Origin of the sequence: Pseudoalteromonas sp. CST2, from assembly GCF_028599385.1 — a bacterium.
In the GTDB taxonomy this organism is placed as follows: Bacteria; Pseudomonadota; Gammaproteobacteria; order Enterobacterales; family Alteromonadaceae; genus Pseudoalteromonas; species Pseudoalteromonas atlantica.
In genome coordinates, this window is the sequence record NZ_JAQREO010000001.1 from 71,962 (window position 1) to 91,746 (window position 19,785).

General features: G+C 40.7%; 18 protein-coding genes and 1 tRNA gene. 14 read left to right on the forward strand and 5 right to left on the reverse strand.

Annotated features, from left to right (window positions below):
- Positions 1 to 34: 34 nt before the first annotated feature.
- Both PSH41_RS00325 and PSH41_RS00330 read left to right on the forward strand, forming a co-directional pair.
- Entirely contained in the window at positions 35 to 1,303 is a 1,269-nt protein-coding gene (locus tag PSH41_RS00325; protein ID WP_024031439.1) for an inorganic phosphate transporter, read from the forward strand.
- Positions 1,304 to 1,385: 82 nt separating this feature from the next.
- A complete protein-coding gene (locus tag PSH41_RS00330) occupies positions 1,386 to 2,306 on the forward strand; it encodes a hydrogen peroxide-inducible genes activator (RefSeq protein ID WP_004587618.1) in 921 nt (306 codons plus the stop codon).
- A gap of 119 nt (positions 2,307 to 2,425) precedes the next feature.
- Here the strand turns inward: PSH41_RS00330 and PSH41_RS00335 are convergent, their stop codons facing one another.
- Together PSH41_RS00335 and PSH41_RS00340 are read right to left on the reverse strand one after the other, a co-directional pair.
- Positions 2,426 to 2,638: a hypothetical protein gene (locus PSH41_RS00335; RefSeq protein ID WP_024031438.1), complete on the reverse strand. Its 213-nt coding sequence runs from the start codon at positions 2,636 to 2,638 to the stop codon at positions 2,426 to 2,428.
- 187 nt (positions 2,639 to 2,825) lie between these two features.
- On the reverse strand, positions 2,826 to 5,357 hold the full coding sequence (locus PSH41_RS00340) for an EAL domain-containing protein (RefSeq protein WP_121638044.1): 2,532 nt from the start codon (positions 5,355 to 5,357) through the stop codon (positions 2,826 to 2,828).
- Positions 5,358 to 5,558: 201 nt separating this feature from the next.
- Between PSH41_RS00340 and queA the strand changes: the two genes are divergently transcribed.
- From queA to PSH41_RS00375, 7 genes are all read left to right on the forward strand, one after another.
- Positions 5,559 to 6,590 carry a tRNA preQ1(34) S-adenosylmethionine ribosyltransferase-isomerase QueA gene (gene queA / locus PSH41_RS00345; RefSeq protein ID WP_273589347.1) on the forward strand — a complete coding sequence of 344 codons (1,032 nt, stop codon included), beginning with the start codon at positions 5,559 to 5,561 and terminating at the stop codon, positions 6,588 to 6,590.
- A 175-nt stretch (positions 6,591 to 6,765) separates the two neighbouring features.
- Positions 6,766 to 7,890 carry a tRNA guanosine(34) transglycosylase Tgt gene (tgt, locus tag PSH41_RS00350; RefSeq protein WP_004587614.1) on the forward strand — a complete coding sequence of 375 codons (1,125 nt, stop codon included), beginning with the start codon at positions 6,766 to 6,768 and terminating at the stop codon, positions 7,888 to 7,890.
- A 25-nt stretch (positions 7,891 to 7,915) separates the two neighbouring features.
- The gene (gene yajC, locus PSH41_RS00355) at positions 7,916 to 8,251 is read left to right on the forward strand and encodes a preprotein translocase subunit YajC (protein ID WP_004587613.1); all 336 of its coding nucleotides are present in this window, start codon (positions 7,916 to 7,918) and stop codon (positions 8,249 to 8,251) included.
- 19 nt (positions 8,252 to 8,270) lie between these two features.
- Positions 8,271 to 10,130, forward strand: a complete 1,860-nt coding sequence (secD, locus tag PSH41_RS00360) for a protein translocase subunit SecD (RefSeq protein WP_004587612.1) — start codon at positions 8,271 to 8,273, stop codon at positions 10,128 to 10,130.
- A 9-nt stretch (positions 10,131 to 10,139) separates the two neighbouring features.
- Positions 10,140 to 11,087, forward strand: coding sequence for a protein translocase subunit SecF (gene secF / locus PSH41_RS00365; protein ID WP_004587611.1), 948 nt, complete (start codon positions 10,140 to 10,142; stop codon positions 11,085 to 11,087).
- Positions 11,088 to 11,404: 317 nt separating this feature from the next.
- Positions 11,405 to 13,195 carry a GGDEF domain-containing protein gene (locus tag PSH41_RS00370; protein ID WP_054983266.1) on the forward strand — a complete coding sequence of 597 codons (1,791 nt, stop codon included), beginning with the start codon at positions 11,405 to 11,407 and terminating at the stop codon, positions 13,193 to 13,195.
- Between the two features lie 16 nt (positions 13,196 to 13,211).
- Complete coding sequence (locus PSH41_RS00375; protein ID WP_273589348.1) at positions 13,212 to 14,030, forward strand: substrate-binding periplasmic protein; 819 nt, start codon at positions 13,212 to 13,214, stop codon at positions 14,028 to 14,030.
- A gap of 53 nt (positions 14,031 to 14,083) precedes the next feature.
- Here the strand turns inward: PSH41_RS00375 and suhB are convergent, their stop codons facing one another.
- Positions 14,084 to 14,887, reverse strand: coding sequence for an inositol-1-monophosphatase (gene suhB, locus PSH41_RS00380; RefSeq protein WP_024031435.1), 804 nt, complete (start codon positions 14,885 to 14,887; stop codon positions 14,084 to 14,086).
- A 498-nt stretch (positions 14,888 to 15,385) separates the two neighbouring features.
- Between suhB and PSH41_RS00385 the strand changes: the two genes are divergently transcribed.
- Positions 15,386 to 15,802 (forward strand): VOC family protein, encoded by a 417-nt coding sequence (locus PSH41_RS00385; protein ID WP_004587607.1) that lies wholly within the window; start codon positions 15,386 to 15,388, stop codon positions 15,800 to 15,802.
- Between the two features lie 69 nt (positions 15,803 to 15,871).
- Here PSH41_RS00385 and PSH41_RS00390 read toward each other — a convergent pair whose 3' ends face one another.
- Complete coding sequence (locus tag PSH41_RS00390) at positions 15,872 to 16,528, reverse strand: LiaF domain-containing protein (protein ID WP_273589349.1); 657 nt, start codon at positions 16,526 to 16,528, stop codon at positions 15,872 to 15,874.
- Positions 16,529 to 16,845: 317 nt separating this feature from the next.
- On the opposite strand from PSH41_RS00390, the gene PSH41_RS00395 reads away from it, so the two are divergent.
- The 4 genes from PSH41_RS00395 to PSH41_RS00410 all read left to right on the forward strand — a co-directional run bounded on the left by PSH41_RS00395 (position 16,846) and on the right by PSH41_RS00410 (position 18,830).
- Complete coding sequence (locus PSH41_RS00395) at positions 16,846 to 17,412, forward strand: BON domain-containing protein (protein WP_024031433.1); 567 nt, start codon at positions 16,846 to 16,848, stop codon at positions 17,410 to 17,412.
- Between the two features lie 65 nt (positions 17,413 to 17,477).
- The gene (locus PSH41_RS00400) at positions 17,478 to 17,636 is read left to right on the forward strand and encodes a YqaE/Pmp3 family membrane protein (RefSeq protein ID WP_004587604.1); all 159 of its coding nucleotides are present in this window, start codon (positions 17,478 to 17,480) and stop codon (positions 17,634 to 17,636) included.
- A 269-nt stretch (positions 17,637 to 17,905) separates the two neighbouring features.
- Positions 17,906 to 17,982, forward strand: a tRNA-Ile gene (locus tag PSH41_RS00405).
- Between the two features lie 266 nt (positions 17,983 to 18,248).
- Positions 18,249 to 18,830, forward strand: a complete 582-nt coding sequence (locus tag PSH41_RS00410; protein WP_273589350.1) for an outer membrane beta-barrel protein — start codon at positions 18,249 to 18,251, stop codon at positions 18,828 to 18,830.
- 73 nt (positions 18,831 to 18,903) lie between these two features.
- Here PSH41_RS00410 and PSH41_RS00415 read toward each other — a convergent pair whose 3' ends face one another.
- Positions 18,904 to 19,725, reverse strand: coding sequence for a DUF4437 domain-containing protein (locus PSH41_RS00415; RefSeq protein WP_273589351.1), 822 nt, complete (start codon positions 19,723 to 19,725; stop codon positions 18,904 to 18,906).
- Positions 19,726 to 19,785: the final 60 nt, after the last annotated feature.

The window sequence follows — 19,785 nt, forward strand, 5'->3', positions numbered from 1 at the left end:
AAAATCAGTTCAAACGAAAGATTAAGGTTACACAATGGATATCATTGCATCTTACGGCACGGTATTAGTTTTAATTGCCGCAGCAGTCGGCTTTTTTATGGCTTATGGTATTGGCGCGAACGACGTTGCTAATGCGATGGGTACTTCGGTAGGTTCAAAAGCGTTAACAATTAAACAAGCAATTATTATTGCTATGATTTTTGAATTTGCTGGTGCTTACTTAGCAGGTGGTGAGGTTACATCAACAATCCGTAAAGGTATTATTGATGCTGCGCCTTTTGCTGCTCTCCCTGATTTAATGGTTTTAGGCATGATCTCTGCGCTTTTTGCAGCGGGTACTTGGCTATTAATTGCTTCATTTTTAGGTTGGCCTGTTTCAACTACCCACTCAATCATTGGTGCAATCATTGGTTTTGCACTAGTAGCAGTAGGTACAGAAGCAATTCAATGGAATAAAGTAGGTGGTATTGTTGGTAGCTGGATTATAACCCCAGCTATATCTGGCTTTATTGCTTACTTAATCTTTATGAGTGCGCAAAAGCTGATTTTTGATACTGATGCACCGCTTAAAAACGCAAAACGCTTTGTACCTTTGTACATGGGTTTAGCGGGCTTTATTATGGCGCTAGTAACAATTAAAAAAGGCTTAAAGCATATAGGTATTAACCTAGGCGCTACTGAAGGCTATTTAATTGCAATAGCGATTGCTGTGATTGTAGCTATTATTGGTAAAATTGCGATTTCACGTTTAAATATCGACCCTAAAGCCGATAAACAAATGCAATTTAATAACGTAGAAAAAGTATTTGCGGTATTAATGGTATTAACAGCGTGTTGTATGGCGTTTGCGCATGGCTCAAACGATGTAGCGAATGCAATTGGTCCACTTGCTGCGGTTGTGAACATTGTTGAAAGCAACGGTGAAATTGCTAAAAAAGCGGCTATTGCTTGGTGGATTTTACCACTAGGTGGTTTTGGTATTGTTGCCGGTCTTGCTATTTTAGGTAAAAAGGTAATTAAAACGATAGGTGAAGGTATTACTCACTTAACGCCTAGCCGTGGTTTTGCTGCCGAATTAGCTGCTGCGTCTACCGTTGTTATTGCATCAGGTACAGGTATGCCAATTTCTACTACACAAACCTTAGTTGGTGCGGTATTAGGTGTAGGTATGGCACGTGGTATTGCTGCACTTAACATGGGTGTTATCAGAAACATTGTAGTTTCTTGGGTAATTACATTGCCAGTTGGCGCTGCCCTTGCTATTGTTATTTTCTACGTACTAAGAACCGCGTTTGGGGTTTAACAAAAAAGTACTCAAAGACTTTTAGCTTGAAAAGATCTCAACGCCCTAGGTGTTGGGGTCTTTTTATTTGTGGAAAGAAAAAATGACCAACCTACCAAGTATTAAACAGCTACAGTATTTATTAGCTGTACATCAGCACCAGCATTTTGGCCGTGCAGCAAGTGCGTGCTTTATTGGGCAATCTACTTTAAGCAGTGCTATTCAAAACCTTGAAGAAACACTCGGTTGTCAGCTAATTGAGCGAGAAAATCGCAGCCTTATGTTTACCAGTATTGGTGAAGAGGTCGTTGAGCGCTCTCGTAAAATTATTAACGATACAATTAGTTTAAAAGAGCTAACCAAAAGCTTTTTAACGCCACTCAGTGGTAAGTTAGTGGTAGGGGTTATACCCACTATCGCCAGCTTTATAGCGGCGCCTTTGTATCACTTTTGTAAGCAAACCTTTTGTGATTTAGAGTTGGTACTTGTTGAAGATACCAGCGACAAGTTATTAGATAAGCTTGAACACGGCCATATTGATTTAGCCTTATTAGCCTTACCGTACCAAACGGAGAAGTTTCATACTCAAGTATTGGCTAAAGATCACTTTAGTTTAGTGCACCATAAAGATTACAGCCCTGCTAAAGGCGTTGAAGACTTTAACTTGCTACCCGATGCTAGTGTGTTTTTATTAGAGCGAGAGCATTGTATGACGGGGCATGCATTGAGTGCGTGCCACTTAAACCGCTCAAGCTGTATTAATCCTTTTGAAGCTGCAAGCTTACATACCTTATTAAGCATGGTAGAGCATCAGTTGGGGGTTACATTTTTACCGCAAATGGCGATTAATGCGGGCATTCTTAAAGATAAAAACATGATAGCAACCCCATCGCAAGGCGATGCCTACAGAGATATAGGCATATTGTGGCGTAAAACCACAGGAAGAATTCGCGACTTTAAGTTATTCAGCCAACAGCTAGAAGTGTTTTTAGCTCGCCAATGTAGCTTAGATTTTGAGAGTTAAGCCTATTTACCTTTAAGGTTAAAGTGCAGCAGTAATATGCTGTTTTAGGTAAACAGGGTTTGTGCAGTGTGGTTATTGGCCACTATTAAGCACTCGCGTAGCATAAACAAAACAGCAGCCTACAAGGGCTGCTGTTTGCTATGTGTTTGGCTTTCAAAGGGTTCGAGTTCGGGTAGAAAAAGCAAGTAAATCCAAACCACTACATTAAAATACGGGAGTAGGCCTAAAGTAGCAAATACGCCTACTGGGTAGCCCTTTAGCTGCGCGTACCGGTAGCACTGATACGCAATTACACAATGTATTACGAGAAGTAAAATAATCAGCTGCGCCATACCTTCCTCCTTAAACCTGACAAGCTTTAACCTCTATGTAATTGCTAGTCATGTATGCTTATAGGTAATGTCATGTTTTTATTGTTAAATCATCAAAATAACAAGACATTTACTAAGTGGTACGTAAAGTATAGGCAATAAGTGCAATAATGATAGTAATAAAATGCTTAAAACTGTTTAAAAATGTTTAGCTGGCGCTAGTGTGTTGTTGGATAAAAGGTTTCTTCTGGTAAATAATTTTAAGCGTCGATTGTACTTTTTCTACAGGCACAGGACGGGCAATAAAATAGCCTTGTCCGTAGTCAACACCAATCTCTTTTAGTGCAAAAAATATCTCTTCGCTTTCTACGTATTCTGCCACAGAGCGCTTATCAAGGGAGCGGCTTATATCGTTAATGGCCTTAACCAGTGCTAAGTCAATGGGGTCGTTAATCATGTCGCGTACAAACGAGCCATCTATTTTTACATGTTGTGCAGGTAACTGTTTTAAATAGTTAAATGTGCTAAAGCCTGTACCAAAATCATCAATAGAAAAATGACAGCCTAAACTGTTTAGTTTTTCTATCATTTTACGGGTGGCTTTTAAATTGTTAACTGAGGCTGACTCGGTAATTTCAAAAATAATACGCGAAGGCGGTACGTGGTATTTTTCTAGGCTCGATTCTATATGTGGCACTAAGCGCTCATCTAAAAACGATTGAGCAGAAAGGTTAATAGCCACTTGGTTTAAATCTGGGTGCTCAGCCACGCTAGCAATGGCATTGCGAATAACACATTGGTCCATTAAAAAGGTGTCGTTTAGCAGCTCAAGAGAGGGAATAAATTGATTAGGGAAAATAAGTTTATCGTCTACTTTTAAACGCAGTAACGCTTCAAAATAAGCCACTTTATTGGCTTTAAAGTCCCATATTGGCTGATAGTGCAGCTCTACGTTATCCTGCTGAAGTGCTTGTCGAATCTCATGCCCCCACTCAAGCCCGGTTTGCAAGGTGTTATTTTGCGCATCTTCTTTTGAGTAGCAGTGCACTAGGTTACGGCCTAAACTTTTAGCAATATATAAGGCAATATCGGCTTGCTTGAGGCACTCACTCGGGTCGCAATTTTTAGCCGTTATTTGCGTTAAGCCAATAGAGCAGCTAATTGAATACACTTGGTCTTCTGATTTAAACTCGTGCTGTTCAATCGCGCTACAAATACTCTCTGCAATTAGGTGAGCGTCAAGCAGCTGCGTATTTTTTAAAATAACAGCAAATTCGTCACCGCCTATTCTACACACTAAATGCTTAGCGCTAATGTTTGCTTCAAATAATTGAGCTACATCTTTTAGTACAATGTCGCCTTGTTGATGGCCTTTGCTGTCGTTAATTATTTTAAAATGATCTAAATCGATGTAAATAAGTGCGTGCTCTACATCACCATAGGTGTGCTTGGTTTGGCATATTTTATTGAGTTGTTGATCAAAATAATAACGATTATGTAAACCTGTTAGCGTATCGTGCAAGGCTAAGTGGCGCAGCTTTAATTCAGCTTGTTTACGCTCGTGTATGTTGTCGATTGTGGCAGTAATGGTGGCATTATTACGGCTGTTTTTTATTAGCTGTAAGCGGCATTCCACCCAAATCTGATTGCCATTTTTATGATTAAGTTGAATCTCGACTTGCTGCTGGTGCATGCCGCCATTAAGAATATCGTTAATGGTCGTATTTAGTTTTACTTGGCACTCATCAGAGCAATAATCGATTAATGATTTTTGCAAAGACGATTTAACCCCAAAGCCACTTAGTGTTTCCCAAGCAGGATTGATAAAGCGAATTTTACCTTGTTGGTCGAGCTCTAAAACCACCGTATTTAAATGCAGCAAAATGCGTTGGTGCGCCGAAAACAGCTCTTTGTAGCGTACTTCGCTAATACTTAACTGCTCAACCTTTTGGGCAAACTCAGCATAACTAACCATAAAGTCTTCACGGCGCGCAGCATGGTCACATACTTTATTTAAAAACGACGGGTCGTATGGCGCTCTTATAAAGTCGGTAACACCGGATAGCAGCAGCTGCTCTGCATAGTCGGCATCGTTATTATCAATAATAGTTACAATGGCTTGTTTAGGGTTATGTTGCAGTATTTCTTCAACTAAAACACTTGAAGTATCTGCGCGCGACGCGGTTGCATCAAGCAGTACAATAGCAAATTGTTGTTGGTTGTAAGCATTTAAAGCACTTTGGCTTGAGGTGACATGGGTAATGGCAAAATTAAGCTTAAGTTGCTCCGCTATTTCATCGGCTTTTTGCGCTATTGGCTCAAGCAAGAGTAAATTAAGGCGGCTGCTTTTTTCTAAATGCGTAGACAGAACATTGGCCAGCACCTGCGGCAGCATATCTTGGTGCTCAAAGGGCAGTACAGCATCTATGCCATAACTACGAGCGGTGGTTTCTGCTATACGCTCACAGTAAATAGGCGGAATAAGTAAAATTGGGGTGTTTTTTGGGGTGTTAAGTAAGCCTGAGCGGATCATGCGTGAAAAACGCCAGCCATCTATTTTCCCCACGCTTAAGCCCGTAATAATCATATTTACTGGCTGCTTTTTTAACAGGGTGAGTGCATCTAGGCTATCTGCGGCTTCAATAAATTCAAATACGTTTAAGTACTCTAAAGTGGCGCGTATAGTGCGGCGTTCTTCGCTACTTGCGTTTAGAATGAGCAACTTCAGCTTATCTGCCACTTTTTTATAACCCCAAAACTAAACCATCATTATTAAGGACAGTAAGAATAATGATATTTACCAATAAGAACAAGATTATTTAAAGTAGTTACTCAAATGTATCTAAAATAGGGCGAATCCTCTCAACTGTGGTAGATATCTTGAGCTTAGCCGAGGATAGATATACACTTGGCGCGATTTTAATGATGTGGAATACCGACTATGCGCGTGGCTGACTTTAGCTTTGACTTACCTGATGAATTAATTGCTCGTTTTCCTAAACAAGACAGAACCAGCAGCCGTTTACTAACCCTAGATGGCCCAACTGGCAACGTTGAACACAAAGTGTTTAGCGACCTACTTGATTTAGTAAACGAAGGTGACTTATTAGTATTTAATAATACCCGCGTTATTCCTGCTCGTATGTTTGGCCAAAAAGCCTCTGGCGGTAAGGTCGAAGTACTTGTAGAGCGTGTAGTTGATGAACACCGCGTACTTGCCCATGTAAGAGCAAGTAAGTCGTTAAAGCCTGGTAACGAAGTTATTTTAGAAGGCAAAGCCAAAGCGACAATGATTGCGCGTCAAGATACGTTATTTGAGCTTGAATTTGATCGTAGCCAAAATGTACTCGATATTCTAAACGACATTGGCCACATGCCTTTACCTCCTTACATTGACCGCCCAGACACCGAAGCTGACCGCGAGCGTTATCAAACCGTTTATGGCGAAAAGCCCGGTGCAGTAGCAGCGCCTACAGCAGGGCTGCATTTTGACGATAAGTTAATGGCGGCACTAAAACAAAAAGGCGTAAACATGGCGTTTGTTACGCTACATGTTGGCGCAGGTACGTTTCAGCCGGTGCGTGTAGAAAGCGTAGATGAGCATGTAATGCACTCTGAATACATTGAAGTACCTGATGAGGTGGTTCACGCTGTTGCTAATACAAAAGCTAACGGTGGGCGTGTTATAGCTGTGGGAACTACTTCTGTACGCTCGTTGGAGTCGGCAGCAAAAGTACACGGCGGTAAATTAGAGAGCTATTTTGGCGATACCGATATTTTTATTTTTCCAGGTTATCAGTTTAATGTAGTTGATGCCATGGTGACTAACTTTCACTTGCCAGAATCAACCCTCATAATGCTAGTAAGTGCCTTTAGCGGCCAAGATAACATTATGGGCGCGTACAACACGGCTATAGAACAAAAGTACCGCTTTTTTAGCTACGGCGATGCGATGTTTTTAACACGTAAATAAGCACGTTTTTATCCGGTACCGTTTTAAAAAGCCCAGCTCGCACGCTGGGTTTTTATTTGCCTGCGCTAATACGCAGTGAATTTAGCGCAGCTAATAGTAATAACGGGGCAAAAAGGGTAGAATCGAGCGGTTAAATTATAGCTTGTTGGACTGTTTTTCCGACATTGAGGATGATATGAAATTTGAATTAGACCGCACCGACGGAAAAGCGCGCCGCGGCCGCTTGATTTTTGACCGTGGTGTAATAGAAACGCCTGCATTTATGCCAGTAGGTACTTACGGTACTGTTAAGGGCATGACCCCAGATGAAGTTAAAGCCACAGGGGCACAAATTTGTTTGGGTAACACCTTTCATTTAATGCTACGCCCAGGTACTGAAATCATTAAACAACACGGTGATTTACACGACTTTATGAATTGGGACTTTCCAATTTTAACCGACTCAGGTGGTTTCCAAGTATTTAGCCTTGGTGCTATGCGTAAAATTACCGAAGAAGGCGTGTTGTTCCAATCGCCGGTAAATGGTGACCAAATTATGATGTCGCCTGAAAAATCAATGGAAGTACAGCGTGATTTAGGCTCAGACATCGTAATGATTTTTGACGAATGTACGCCATACCCTGCCACCGAAAAAGAAGCAAAAGACTCAATGGAGTTATCGCTTCGTTGGGCTAAGCGCTCTAAAGAAGGCCACGGCGATAACCCATCAGCCTTATTTGGTATTATTCAAGGTGGTATGTACCCAGAGTTACGTGCACAATCACAAAAAGGTCTAGAAGAAATTGGCTTTGATGGTTACGCATTAGGCGGCCTATCGGTTGGTGAGCCTAAAAACGAAATGATGAATATTCTTGATCATTGTGCGTACAAAATGCCAGAAGACAAACCGCGCTACTTAATGGGTGTAGGTAAACCTGAAGACTTAGTTGAGTCTGTACGCCGTGGTATTGATATGTTTGACTGTGTAATGCCTACCCGTAATGCACGTAATGGTCATTTATTTATTACCACAGGTACAATTAAAATTCGTAACGCAGTACATAAAACAGATACTGGCCCACTTGATCCTGAGTGTGATTGCCATACCTGTAAAAACTATTCGCGTGCTTATTTGCATCACCTTGATAAATGTAACGAAATTTTAGGCGCACGACTAAACACAATCCATAACTTACGTTACTATCAACGTGTTATGGAAGGCCTACGCAATGCAATTAGCGAAGGTAAACTAGAAGAATTTGTTAGTGATTTTTATGCTCGCCGTGGCCAAGACGTGCCAGAGCTTGCAGATATAAATTAAAATTTAAAAATATAGAGGAAGTATTATGAGTTTATTTATTTCAAACGCACACGCCGCTGCTGGTCAACCTGCTGCAAGTGGTGGCTGGGAAATGCTAATTATGTTAGCTATTTTCGGTTTAGTTTTTTACTTTTTAATTTACCGTCCACAAGCTAAGCGTGTTAAAGAGCACAAAAGCCTTATGAGCGCGATGGCTAAAGGTGATGAAGTACTTACCCAAGGCGGTTTAGTAGGTAAAATTGTTAAAATTACTGAAGATAAAGATTTCATCGTGATTTCTTTAAATGAGCAAGCTGAAGTAACAGTACAAAAATCGGCAGTATCTGCTGTATTGCCTAAAGGCACAATGAAGTCACTATAAAAATAAAAAGGACATGCCTGTGTTAAACAAGTTTCCAATTTGGAAGTATTTACTTGTTTTAGCTGTGGTAGCCATTGGCCTTTTATATGCTTCTCCAAACTTGTATGGCCGCGATCCGGCCATTCAGGTTTCGGGGGCAAAAGGCGCAGATGTCGATCTCAGTGTAGTAGACAAAGTAAACGCAACCCTCAAACAACATAATGTAACAGCTAAGTCTACCGTGCTTGAAGGCGGCCAAGTATTAGTACGTTTTAAAAATGTTGAAGAACAGCTAAAAGCGCAAGACTTACTGCGTAATTCTCTCAGCGACGATTATATCTCTGCTATTAATATGGCACCTGCGCAACCTGCATGGTTAAAATCATTGGGTGGTAACCCTATGAAGCTAGGTCTTGATTTAAGTGGTGGTGTTCACTTCACCATGGAAATCGACATGGCAACCGCGGTAGATAATCAGCTAGAGCAAATGGAACAAGATTTTCGTAGCGACCTACGCGAAGAAAAACTTCGTTACCGTAGTGTTCGCCGCGTAGCGGGCTCTGAACGTATGCGTGTAGAAATGCGTACCGAAGAAGATAAAGAAGCGGCTGAACGCTTTTTAGCATCGCGCTACCCACTAAACGTATACATTGATGATAGCAGTAACGATCGCGCATTTTTTGCCACTATGAGTGAGCAAAAGCTTAAAGAAATACGTGACTACGCTATTAAGCAAAACGAAACCATTATTCGTAATCGTATTAACCAAATTGGTGTTGCAGAGCCTAACGTACAGCGCCAAGGTGCTGAGCGTATTATTGTGCAACTACCAGGTGTACAAGATACAGCACGCGCTAAAGAAATTTTAGGTGCAACGGCCACGCTTGAATTTCGTGAAGTAGACGAAAACGCAGACCCAAGTGCTGCTGCTCAAGGACGTATTCCTGCGGGCACAGAAATGATCATGAGCCGTGATGGCTACCCTGTGGTACTTAAAAAACGTGTCATTCTTGAAGGTAGCCATATCACTGGTGCACAATCAGGAAACGACGAATACCAGCGCCCACAAGTAAGCATTACCTTAGATAGCAAAGGCGGGGCAAAAATGAATGCCTTTACCAAGCGTGCAATTGGTAAGCGCATGGCAACGGTATTTATTGAATACAAGCCATCGGGTAAAAAAGATGCTGACGGTAAAGCACTTCCACCTATTAAGGTAGAAGAGGTTATTAACGTTGCGACTATTCAAGCTCGTCTTGACCGCTCATTCCGTATTACAGGTATTGATAACCCAGCCGAAGCCCACAACTTAAGCTTACTATTACGCGCCGGTGCATTAGTAGCGCCAATTCAAATTGTTGAAGAGCGCACAGTAGGCCCAAGCTTAGGTCAAGAAAACATTGAAGCCGGTATGACAGCTGTAGCCCTTGGCTTTGCGTTTGTACTTGCCTTTATGCTTATTTACTACAAAGGGTTTGGTTTAGTTGCCAACATTGCACTAGCAGCTAACTTAGTGCTTATTGTAGGTGTAATGTCGTTAATTCCAGGAGCCACATTAACGCTGCCAGGTATTGCCGGTATTGTATTAACAGTGGGTATGGCGGTTGATGCTAACGTACTTATTTTTGAGCGTATTCGTGAAGAGCTGGCCGATGGCCGCAGCCCTCAACAAGCCGTTCATTTTGGTTACGATAGCGCCTTTAGTACTATTTTTGATGCCAATATTACCACTTTAATTGCTGCGGTTATTTTATTTGCAGTGGGCACTGGCCCTATTGCAGGTTTTGCCGTAACACTGGCAATTGGTATTTTAACTTCAATGTTTACAGCCATAGTTGGTACCCGTGCGGTAATTAACTTATTTATTGGTGGTAAGCGCATTGATAAACTTTCAATTTAAGGAGCGGACATGCAAATTTTAAGTTTGGGTGGTAAAACCCTACGTTTCATGTCACTTCGTAAAGTGGCTATGGGTTTTTCTACGCTATTAATTTTAGCGTCGTTTGCCTCAATTTTTATCAAAGGTTTAAACTTTGGTTTAGATTTTACTGGCGGTACCGCTGTAGAGGTTGGTTTTTCGCAACCTGCAGATTTGAAAAAAGTACGCTCAGTATTAGCTGAAAACGGGTTTGCCGATGCCTCAGTGCAGCTGTTTGGCTCTAGCCAAGATATTTTGGTTCGTTTAGCGCCGCGTGGCAGTGAAGTAAAAGCCGAAGTTATTGGTAACCAAGTTATTACTGCCTTAAAGCAAGCTGATGAGAGCGTAGTAATGCGCCGCATTGAGTTTGTAGGCCCAAGCGTAGGGGAAGACTTAAAAGAGCAGGGTGGCCTTGCCATGTTAACTGCGCTTATTTGTATTTTGATTTACGTGGCATTTCGCTTTGAGTGGCGTTTTGCTGTGGGCGCGGTAGGTGCACTACTACACGATGTAATTATTACAGTTGGTTTGTTTTCTGTATTAGGGTTAGAGTTTGACTTAACTATTTTAGCGGCAATATTGGCGGTAATTGGTTACTCACTTAACGATACTATTGTTGTATCTGACCGTATTCGTGAAAACTTCCGTAAAGTACGCATCGACGACACTATCGAAATTATCGACATGTCGTTAACGCAAACACTTAACCGTACACTTGTAACGTCAATCACCACTATTTTGGTATTGATTGCGCTATTTGTGTGGGGCGGACAAACCATTCATGGCTTTGCTACAGCCCTGTTATTTGGTGTGTTCATTGGTACTTATTCTTCAGTTTACGTTGCAAGCTCGGTAGCTATTACCATGGGCGTAAGTAAAGAAGATTTAATACCAGAGGTAATTGAAAAAGAAGGCGCAGACCTAGACGCATTGCCGTAATAGAGTTACCGCTAAATAAAACCGCTCAATTGAGCGGTTTTTTATTGCGCGCGGTTTTATAGAGCTTGGTTGCTTTAAGATTAAACGTACACGCTTTTTAGGCTGAACTTAAAGCCTTGAGCCGGTTATATAATTAAGGCATTACAATAACGTATGAATAGTTAACAGTATATTAGGCTATAAACTTAGCGCTTATATTGTACCGCCCCTAAATTGAGCAAATTTAATCCGGAATGGTCAATAGCAGCTAATGCCATAAAATTGTCATACAGGCTTGCTACTTTAATGCCCCTATTAAACGACAATCAGGTTTTGCAGTGACGATGCAGCGCAAAGTACTAGAGTACATTTTAAGTAACGGTGAAATAACCACGTTATTTCAGCCTATTTTTGATATAGCTAATCAAACAATTATAGGTTACGAAGCGCTAAGTCGAGGGCCTAAAAACAGCCCTTTGGAAATGCCTAACCGACTGTTTGAAGCGGCCAGTGAGCACGCTTTAATTTCAGAGCTTGAGCTATTATGCCGCTCAAAAGCAATTGAAAACTTTGTAAAGCTTAATCTAAACGGTAAGTTATTTTTAAATGTAAGCCCTAAAACCTTGCTCGACCCTTGCCACCCAAAAGGTGAAACCCTGCACTTAATAGAGCAGTTTGGTTTAGCAGCAAACCGCGTGGTAATTGAGGTAACAGAGCAAGAAAAGGTCGACGATGGTTTTTTATTATTAAAAACAATTGCACACTACCGCGAGCTGGGTTTTACCATTGCCATTGACGACTTAGGTGCTGGCTACTCGGGTTTAAAACAGTGGTCTGAACTATGCCCCGATTTTGTAAAAATCGACCGTTACTTTATTGATCATTGCGATGAAAGCGAAGTTAAAAAAGAGTTTTTAAAATCGATTACGGTACTAGCAAAAGCAACAAACACCGCCGTAATAGCCGAAGGCATAGAAAGAGTAGAAGAGCTTGCCTATGTTGAAAGCTTAGGAATAGCAAACGTACAAGGTTTTTTACTGGAAAAACCAAACTCAAATCCAAGCCTTGATTACAGCTCAGAGCAATTACAAGCATTAAACTTTAAACAGCCAAGCAATACGTTTGATCAATCAATGGCGATTGGCTGGCTTGCTGTTACACAAGAAGCAATAGACAGCGAAACCCGTTGCAAAGACGCCCACAAGCTATTCGAAAAAGACAAAGCCGTGATGAGCCTAGCGGTTTTAAATAAAGCCGGCCAACCGGTTGGATTACTACATAAAGATCAGCTCACTGAGGTGTTTGCTGCGCCCTATGGCCATGCACTTTACGACAAGTGCCCCGTAACTGACTTTATGGATAAACAACCTTTAGTGGTGGATGAAAACCAACTTCTTGATACCGTGAGTCAGCAAATTACAGAGCAAGACTTTGATATCCGCCGCCATATTGTGATCACCCGAAATAAACGTTACCTAGGGCTTGCCCCATTGCGTGATATTTTAAAGCACATAACAGAAGAAAAAATTCGTCACGCCCAGCATGCTAACCCACTCACCATGCTCCCTGGTAATGTAGCGATTAATGAGGCAATAGAGCAAAGGTTACGCTCACAAAGTGCGTTTTCGCTTGCCTATATAGATCTTAATCACTTTAAGCAGTTCAATGATTTATACGGCTATGCCAGTGGCGATAGTGTGATTAAATTATTGGCAGATGTAACCGTGCAAGCATGCGAAAACAGTGCTAACTTTGTAGGACATATAGGTGGTGATGACTTTATGGTTGTGTTTGACCAATCAGATGCTGTGTATATTTGTAATACCATAATTGAGCAGTTTGAACTGCAATCACGCACTTTTTTTACGCCTGAGCACATTAAGAGCAAAGGCTACTGGGCTACAAATCGTGAGGGAGAAAAGCAATTTGTACCTTTACTTACGTTATCAATTGGCCTTGTGGAGCCCGACTTACAAGAATGTAAAAACAGCCATCAAGTTGCAGCACTTGCAACAGATGCTAAAAAAGAGGCTAAGCGGTATCGCCATAGTTATTTGTTTATTTGTAAGCGCAGAAAGCCTGCGCCTGCCGTAGTGCGCTTAGCACCAGAGAATAAACAGGTGGTATAAAAAATAGGTAATTATTATGTTGCCATTAAAAGTAGTTGTTGGTGGGTTTGCTTTATTTGCGGTTAGCTTTTTTGTGCAAGGGGTAGAAATTGTTAATGTTGCTCAAAAGCAAAGTGTGCAAAATGCCCGTGAAGAATACCTAAGTGAGCTATTAACACGAGCCCTAGAGCGGGCTAATTACCCTGTAGACATAAAAATGCAGCCAGTGAGCTTACAGCAACAGCGTGACCTGATTGAGCTAGATAAAACAGAGTTAGATGTTTATTGGAGCATGAGCAGCCCAGAACGAGAGGCACGGGCAATAGCCGTTAAAGTCCCGCTATTTAAAGGCTTTATAGGCAAGCGCGTTTTATTAACCAGTAAAAAAAATGTCGAAAAATTTAAAGGCATTACCACTTTAGCGCAATTAAGTGAGCTCTCGGCAGTGCAAGGGCATGATTGGCCAGATACAAAAATAATGGCCTATAACGGCTTACATGTAAGGCCGCTGAGTAACTATCAAGCTATGTTTACGCTCACTAGCCGGGGCAGAATCGATTACTTTCCTCGCTCATTTATCGAAGTTAATTCTGAGCTTGCTGCCAATGCGCAGAGTAACTTAGTTATTGTGCCTAATTTATTTATTAGTTATCCCACCGGTATTTATTATTTTGTTGTAAGTAGTAAGCCAGCTTTAGCGCAAGCCATAGAGCTTGGGTTGCAAAACATGCAAAACATGCAAAACAGCGGAGAGTTTGATGCGTTATTTGATGAGTATTTTGCAAAAGACATAAACTCTCTCCCTTTCACAAAAGGTTATACCACGGAGCTAAAGCTCGATAACCCTTACTTTTAAAACAAAAAAGGAGCCATAGGCTCCTTTTTTATAATAGGGTTACATGCACTTTATTAGCGAAGTAACGCTTCAGGTAATACTGGGCGAATTTCACGGATAATTGCTTGAGTAAGCTTAGGTGCACCACAAATAATGTTACCGCTATTGTTGTAGTTAACGCCACCTGCAAAATCAACAACCATGCCGCCAGCTTCTTTTACAAGTAACTCGCCTGCTGCTGTGTCCCACGGTTTTAAACCAATTTCAAAAAAGCCATCAACACGGCCCGCCGCTACATATGCCATATCTAGCGCTGCAGAACCTGCACGACGAATATCAGCAGTTTGTGTAAACAATGCTTTAAACGCGTCTGTGTATGCATCTAAGTGGTGTTTTTGTTTGAAAGGGAAGCCTGTTGCTAAAATTGAACCAGCTAATTCTACGGTTTTAGTAACGCGTAAACGCTTGCTGTTTAGCTGTGCGCCTTGACCACGAGATGCAGTGAAAAGCTCGCCACGGACTGGATCGTAAATTACAGCTTGGTCTAAACGACCTTTTACTTTAAGTGCGATAGAAACCGCGAAATGAGGGATACCCTTGATGAAGTTAGTTGTGCCATCAAGCGGGTCAACAATCCATTGGTAATCTGCATCTTTGCCTTTGTGCTCACCTAGTTCTTCACCAACAATGCAGTGATCAGGGTAAGATTTTAAAATTGTATCACGAATTACGGCTTCGGCTTCTTTATCAATGTTAGTCACTAAGTCGTTAGTGCCTTTTTGTTGAATTTCAACTTTTGATAAATCTTCACTTGCGCGAAGTAAAATTTTGCCTGCGTTGCGCGCAGCGCGAACCGCAATGTTTAACATTGGATGCATGGTATTACCTTTGGGTTGTAAAAGAACGTTTATATATTTAAGCCGGCGTATTTTAGCGACTTTTGCCATAAAGTAAACAATAAACCCTAAATACTTTTGTGCGTTTTTTGTACGGCCTTGAAATGCATGTAAATTTATTCGTATCTAAGACATGTTGGCGTGTATGGATTGAAATTTGTTCAACCAAAGGGCAACTTAATCACAGCGCGAAGTGCGAAGCCTTGGGAGCTCAATAACTTCCATGAAGCAAAGCTTCCGCGTCCTGCTCACGCTCCTTACCTACATCCATGTAGGCAAAGCTTCCGCGTCCTGCTCACGCCCCTTACCTACATCCATGTAGGCAAAACTTCCGTGTCCTGCTAGCAAACATACTGTTGTAAAAATTAATCTTACAAGGGCAATACACGCCAATAATACTAAAAAGTAAAAAAAGTGCTTTACCTAAAGTTAGCTTGAGGTTTTACCTTGTGTTTAAGCATTCAACTTGGGTAAATAATAATGAAATTAGAACACGTACATTTAGTAGTAAACGATATAAATGCCATGCTTAAATTTTACCAAGCAGCCTTTCCTTATTGGTCTATTAGAAGTGAAGGGCATAACACCTGGTATGGCAAACCTAAGCGCTGGGTACATTTTGGCGACGATAATCACTACATTGCTATAAGCGATAATGGCGAGCATAAAAACAGAGATTTGGCAGGGCATCAAGTCGGGCTGGCTCATTTTGCCTACGTTACAAACAACCTAGACGCTGTTATACAGCGCTTAAAACACGCCGGATTTAGCATTGATAAAGAGGGCGCAGAAAACCCATTTAGAAAAAACGTATATTACTTAGACCCAGCAGGGTTCGAGGTTGAGTTTGTGCAGTATATGAGTGACATTCCAAGCGAGCGTAATAACGACTTATAAAATAGGCATAAATAACGGTGTAGAAAAGCGCATACTATGGCTTTTCTACCCATTGTGTTTTTACCCGTATTATTTATTACTCACCCCAAGCTGGGCCTTTAAATCATTAGCAAAACTCATAAACTTTTCTTTAATGGTGCGTTTAACTTTTACCTCCACCGAACCTAAAACTGTTTTACCTTCTAGGTTAATTGTGGGGCCTTGGCGCTTATTAAGCGACACCGTTTTGTTTTCAAAACTACCTAATATACAAAACATTTTAGAAACTACATTAACGTGCTCTGGTACGTAAATTTCTTCGCTGCCAAAAATACAATTTACATGCACGGTAACATGTTGGTGGGCAAAAATAGCATCAGTAAAATCTAAAACAATCGACCCCATATAGTTTTGAATATAAATATCTTTAGGCACCACCCATTGGCCGCTACGCTCGCTTGAGCCTAAAATGCTTCGCAGTGTTAAATTTTCTTCATCCGCTTGTTGGGCGCTGTAGTTAGGGGCAAATTGCGTTTGCTTTTGAGCACTGTACTGGGTATCTGTAGTAAGGGTTAAATCCTCTACTAAATTAAGTAACGCAGTATTATCGGTTGCTTCCATTGCACTGTCTAAGCGCCTTTCAAAGGCTTCAGCTGAAATAACGCCATGGCTGTAGTTATAAATAAGTTGGTCTATCACTTGTTCGCGAACTTGCTCTATTGGGCGGTCTTCAATTTTTACAGACATGGGAATAATCCTTTTTATATGAGTTACCACTGTACATAGCAAGTGGTGTACCAAAACTTAACTATTTATATATCAATGGCTTATTATTTTAATAACTCCGCTTAATTTATTATATTAACGATAGATTAACCAAAACAGCAATATAATCGTTATTTTCACCACTTAAGAAAGTTTTACCTAATAGCCTGTAAATGTTTACTCGGAGGTATTTTTATTTATACCCAATAAAATAGCTAACTTTATGAATTTAAAGTATTAATAAAGTTGGCCTAAAGCTCGCATACATAAAAGTGTCTTTAATCAAAAGGAGAAAGATTATGAAAACATTCAACAAATCTATGATTGCGGCTTTAGTTCTAGGTACTACAGCTATGGGTGCTCAAGCGGGCACTTGGGAAAATGAAAGTAAAGATGCTTGGATTGATGGTAAGGCAGAAACAGTGCTTCTTATGAACACTAATCTAAACAACTTTGACATTAACACTGATGTAAAAAATGGCAAGGTAGTACTTACAGGTAAAGTAAACAGCGACCTTGATAAAGAGCTAGCTGAAGAACTTGTAATTAGCCTAGATGGCGTATCTGATGTAGAAAACAACCTAACTGTTGTGAAAAACATGGATATGGACGACAGAGATCGTGACACTATGGATGATGACGATAACGACTTAACTGACGCTAAAATCACCACAGTAATTACTACACGTTTCTTATTTGACTCAGAAGTTGACGGTACAGATATCGACGTTGATACCGACAACGGTATAGTAAAACTTAAAGGTTCTGTTGAAACAGAAGCTGAAAAGCAGTTAGCAGTAAAAATTGCTAAAAATGCTGAAGATGTTCGTGACGTAGTAGATGAACTAACTATTGTTGCTGAATAATACACTATACTAAAAAGCCCAGCTTAGCTGGGCTTTTTGCTTGTCATTTTTAAAGGAGCTATATCATGGATATCATTCGTATAATACTGTCGATTTTATTACCGCCACTGGGTGTATTTTTACAAGTTGGTTTAGGTATGCATTTTTGGCTAAATATTTTACTAACTTTACTAGGTTACTTCCCTGGTTTAATTCACGCTATCTACATTATTGCTAAAAAATAATGTGTGGTGTGTTCAATGTGAGCCGGCCACTTTTTTATAATTATTAAAATTGTAAAAAAGCGGCTTACATACTTCTGCGTTTATTTTTCTGTTATTTCCTGCCTATTCGCATGCAAAAAGATTACTATTTAAGCAGTCAGCTTACTGATTGTTAAAATAAAGGTTTTTGCTAGTGACAAGCCTTAAAAAACTTTTTATACTGCAACCCGCTTTAGTCGCTCAGTGGCTAAACGCTTCAAAAATTAACTACCTCGTAGTTATACAAAGTTGGCCCCTTAGCTCAGTTGGTTAGAGCACACGACTCATAATCGTTAGGTCCCCAGTTCGAGTCTGGGAGGGGCCACCACTTTTCAAAGCTTTCCAATTTTTTAAATAGTTATAGCCAATACAAAATATTTTCTACGGTACTTTTTATGCAGTATTTAGGTTAGTTGTTTGTGTGCCTATACCGCCTCTATTATTTAAAAACCAGCTTCAATCATTTTTCTTTTTTACTAATAACAGCGACATATGTTGGTTCGGTTGCTAGATTCATATTTGCAATCAAGATCCTAGTTGTGTACTTTTTAGGGGCAATTTAAGGTTGTTAAAATAAATTTAAAAGGAAGTATTATGAAAAAGAATAAAATTGCAATCTTGCTAGTGACTGCTGTTATTACAAGTCCAGCTGCTTTTGCAGAGTCACCTAACTTTAACTATGTAGCTGCTGGTTATCTTGACGGTGATATTGATGGCGATGATGCAGATGGATGGACATTTGATGGTAGTACGCTATTAGGCGAAAACTTTTTCCTATCTGGTCAATACCAAACTCTGGGTAATTCAGATGATGGTGTAGATGTGGACTTAAACTGGCTTAGTGCTGGAATAGGTTATCGCACAGCTATTGGCGCGAACACTGACTTCTATGGTTTAGCAACATACGAAAACGTAGAGCTAGAGGCATCGTATCGTGGAAGTAATGCTTCGAATGACGAAAATGGCTATAGTCTATCTGTAGGTGTTCGCTCTATGGTAAGTGATAATATTGAGCTAGATGGCCGAGTAGGCAATGTCGATATTGCAGATGAGAGTGAAACATCTTTCAGTGTGGGCGCACGTTACTACATTAATAACAACGTTTCACTTGGGGCTAATTACACCTCATTGGACGAGCTAGATTTAGTAAGCTTAACTGCTCGTTATAGCTTTTAAGTATTAATAAATAAAAAATAAGCGCACTAAGCAGTGCGCTTTTTTTATGCCATTTACTTTTTATAAGTAGTTTCTAATCTACTTGGTACTTACTGTTAGTACGAATGTAAATAGTGGCTGTTTTGTCGTTAGTGTTCTCAATCGTGTGGGTAAAGTTACCGGTTGATTCTACATAGCTGCCTGCGCTTAGGTTTTGCGCTTTATCTTGCTCGCTTGAGTTGTACTCAACGGCGCCGGCTATAACAACAGCACGAAATTCGCTTGCATCTGTTTTTATTTCACCTTTAAAGCCGGCAGGAAGTTTAATCATTGAGCCGTTCATATCGGCTGTACTTCCCCAAAGATAGGCGGTTTGCACGCCTTGGGCGTTAATGTCGTTTAAATCGCTGCTGTTTAACCATACTATGTTGTCTGCATGTAGGTTTAACGGGCGCTCACCATTATCAAACTGGGCATTAGTTGGTTTAACTAAGTACGGCCCTGAGTCGATTTCTAAGTAAATTAAATTTGTTTCAGCATTGGCTGCAGTGGTGTGGTTTTCACCTGCAGGTTGTGTCCAAAACGAACCCGCTGGCATCCACATTTTTTCAGCTGTTGGGTCGTCATTATGCATTTGCCCTTCAATAACGATACCGCGGTAGGTAATGTTGTGAATGTGCGGCGGAGATTCAAAGCCTTTTTTAAAGCGTACTAACATGCCTGTTGCAGTGTCGGTTGTGCGGTTTCCCCATAAATCTGCTGCGCCAGGGCTTTTATCACCACGTAGCGGGTTTAAGTAACCCCAGTCAATATTGCTTGCAGCAACAACTTTTGATGCGCTTTGCTCTGCAGAGACTGGCGTTGATATCAGTGTTGCAACCAGTGCAAGAGTTGATGCGTTTAGTAAAAATTTCATTTAAAAGCTCCGTTAAGTTGGTATAGCGCTATAGTACGGCTTAAAATTCAGTCAATAAAT

Coding starts and splice junctions, on each gene's coding strand:
- PSH41_RS00325 (WP_024031439.1), top strand. CDS start 35: ATGGATATCATTGCATCTTACGGCACGGTATTAGTTTTAATTGCCGCA.
- PSH41_RS00330 (WP_004587618.1), top strand. CDS start 1,386: ATGACCAACCTACCAAGTATTAAACAGCTACAGTATTTATTAGCTGTA.
- PSH41_RS00335 (WP_024031438.1), bottom strand. CDS start 2,638: ATGGCGCAGCTGATTATTTTACTTCTCGTAATACATTGTGTAATTGCG.
- queA (WP_273589347.1), top strand. CDS start 5,559: ATGCGCGTGGCTGACTTTAGCTTTGACTTACCTGATGAATTAATTGCT.
- tgt (WP_004587614.1), top strand. CDS start 6,766: ATGAAATTTGAATTAGACCGCACCGACGGAAAAGCGCGCCGCGGCCGC.
- yajC (WP_004587613.1), top strand. CDS start 7,916: ATGAGTTTATTTATTTCAAACGCACACGCCGCTGCTGGTCAACCTGCT.
- secF (WP_004587611.1), top strand. CDS start 10,140: ATGCAAATTTTAAGTTTGGGTGGTAAAACCCTACGTTTCATGTCACTT.
- PSH41_RS00375 (WP_273589348.1), top strand. CDS start 13,212: ATGTTGCCATTAAAAGTAGTTGTTGGTGGGTTTGCTTTATTTGCGGTT.
- suhB (WP_024031435.1), bottom strand. CDS start 14,887: ATGCATCCAATGTTAAACATTGCGGTTCGCGCTGCGCGCAACGCAGGC.
- PSH41_RS00385 (WP_004587607.1), top strand. CDS start 15,386: ATGAAATTAGAACACGTACATTTAGTAGTAAACGATATAAATGCCATG.
- PSH41_RS00390 (WP_273589349.1), bottom strand. CDS start 16,528: ATGTCTGTAAAAATTGAAGACCGCCCAATAGAGCAAGTTCGCGAACAA.
- PSH41_RS00395 (WP_024031433.1), top strand. CDS start 16,846: ATGAAAACATTCAACAAATCTATGATTGCGGCTTTAGTTCTAGGTACT.
- PSH41_RS00400 (WP_004587604.1), top strand. CDS start 17,478: ATGGATATCATTCGTATAATACTGTCGATTTTATTACCGCCACTGGGT.
- PSH41_RS00410 (WP_273589350.1), top strand. CDS start 18,249: ATGAAAAAGAATAAAATTGCAATCTTGCTAGTGACTGCTGTTATTACA.
- PSH41_RS00415 (WP_273589351.1), bottom strand. CDS start 19,725: ATGAAATTTTTACTAAACGCATCAACTCTTGCACTGGTTGCAACACTG.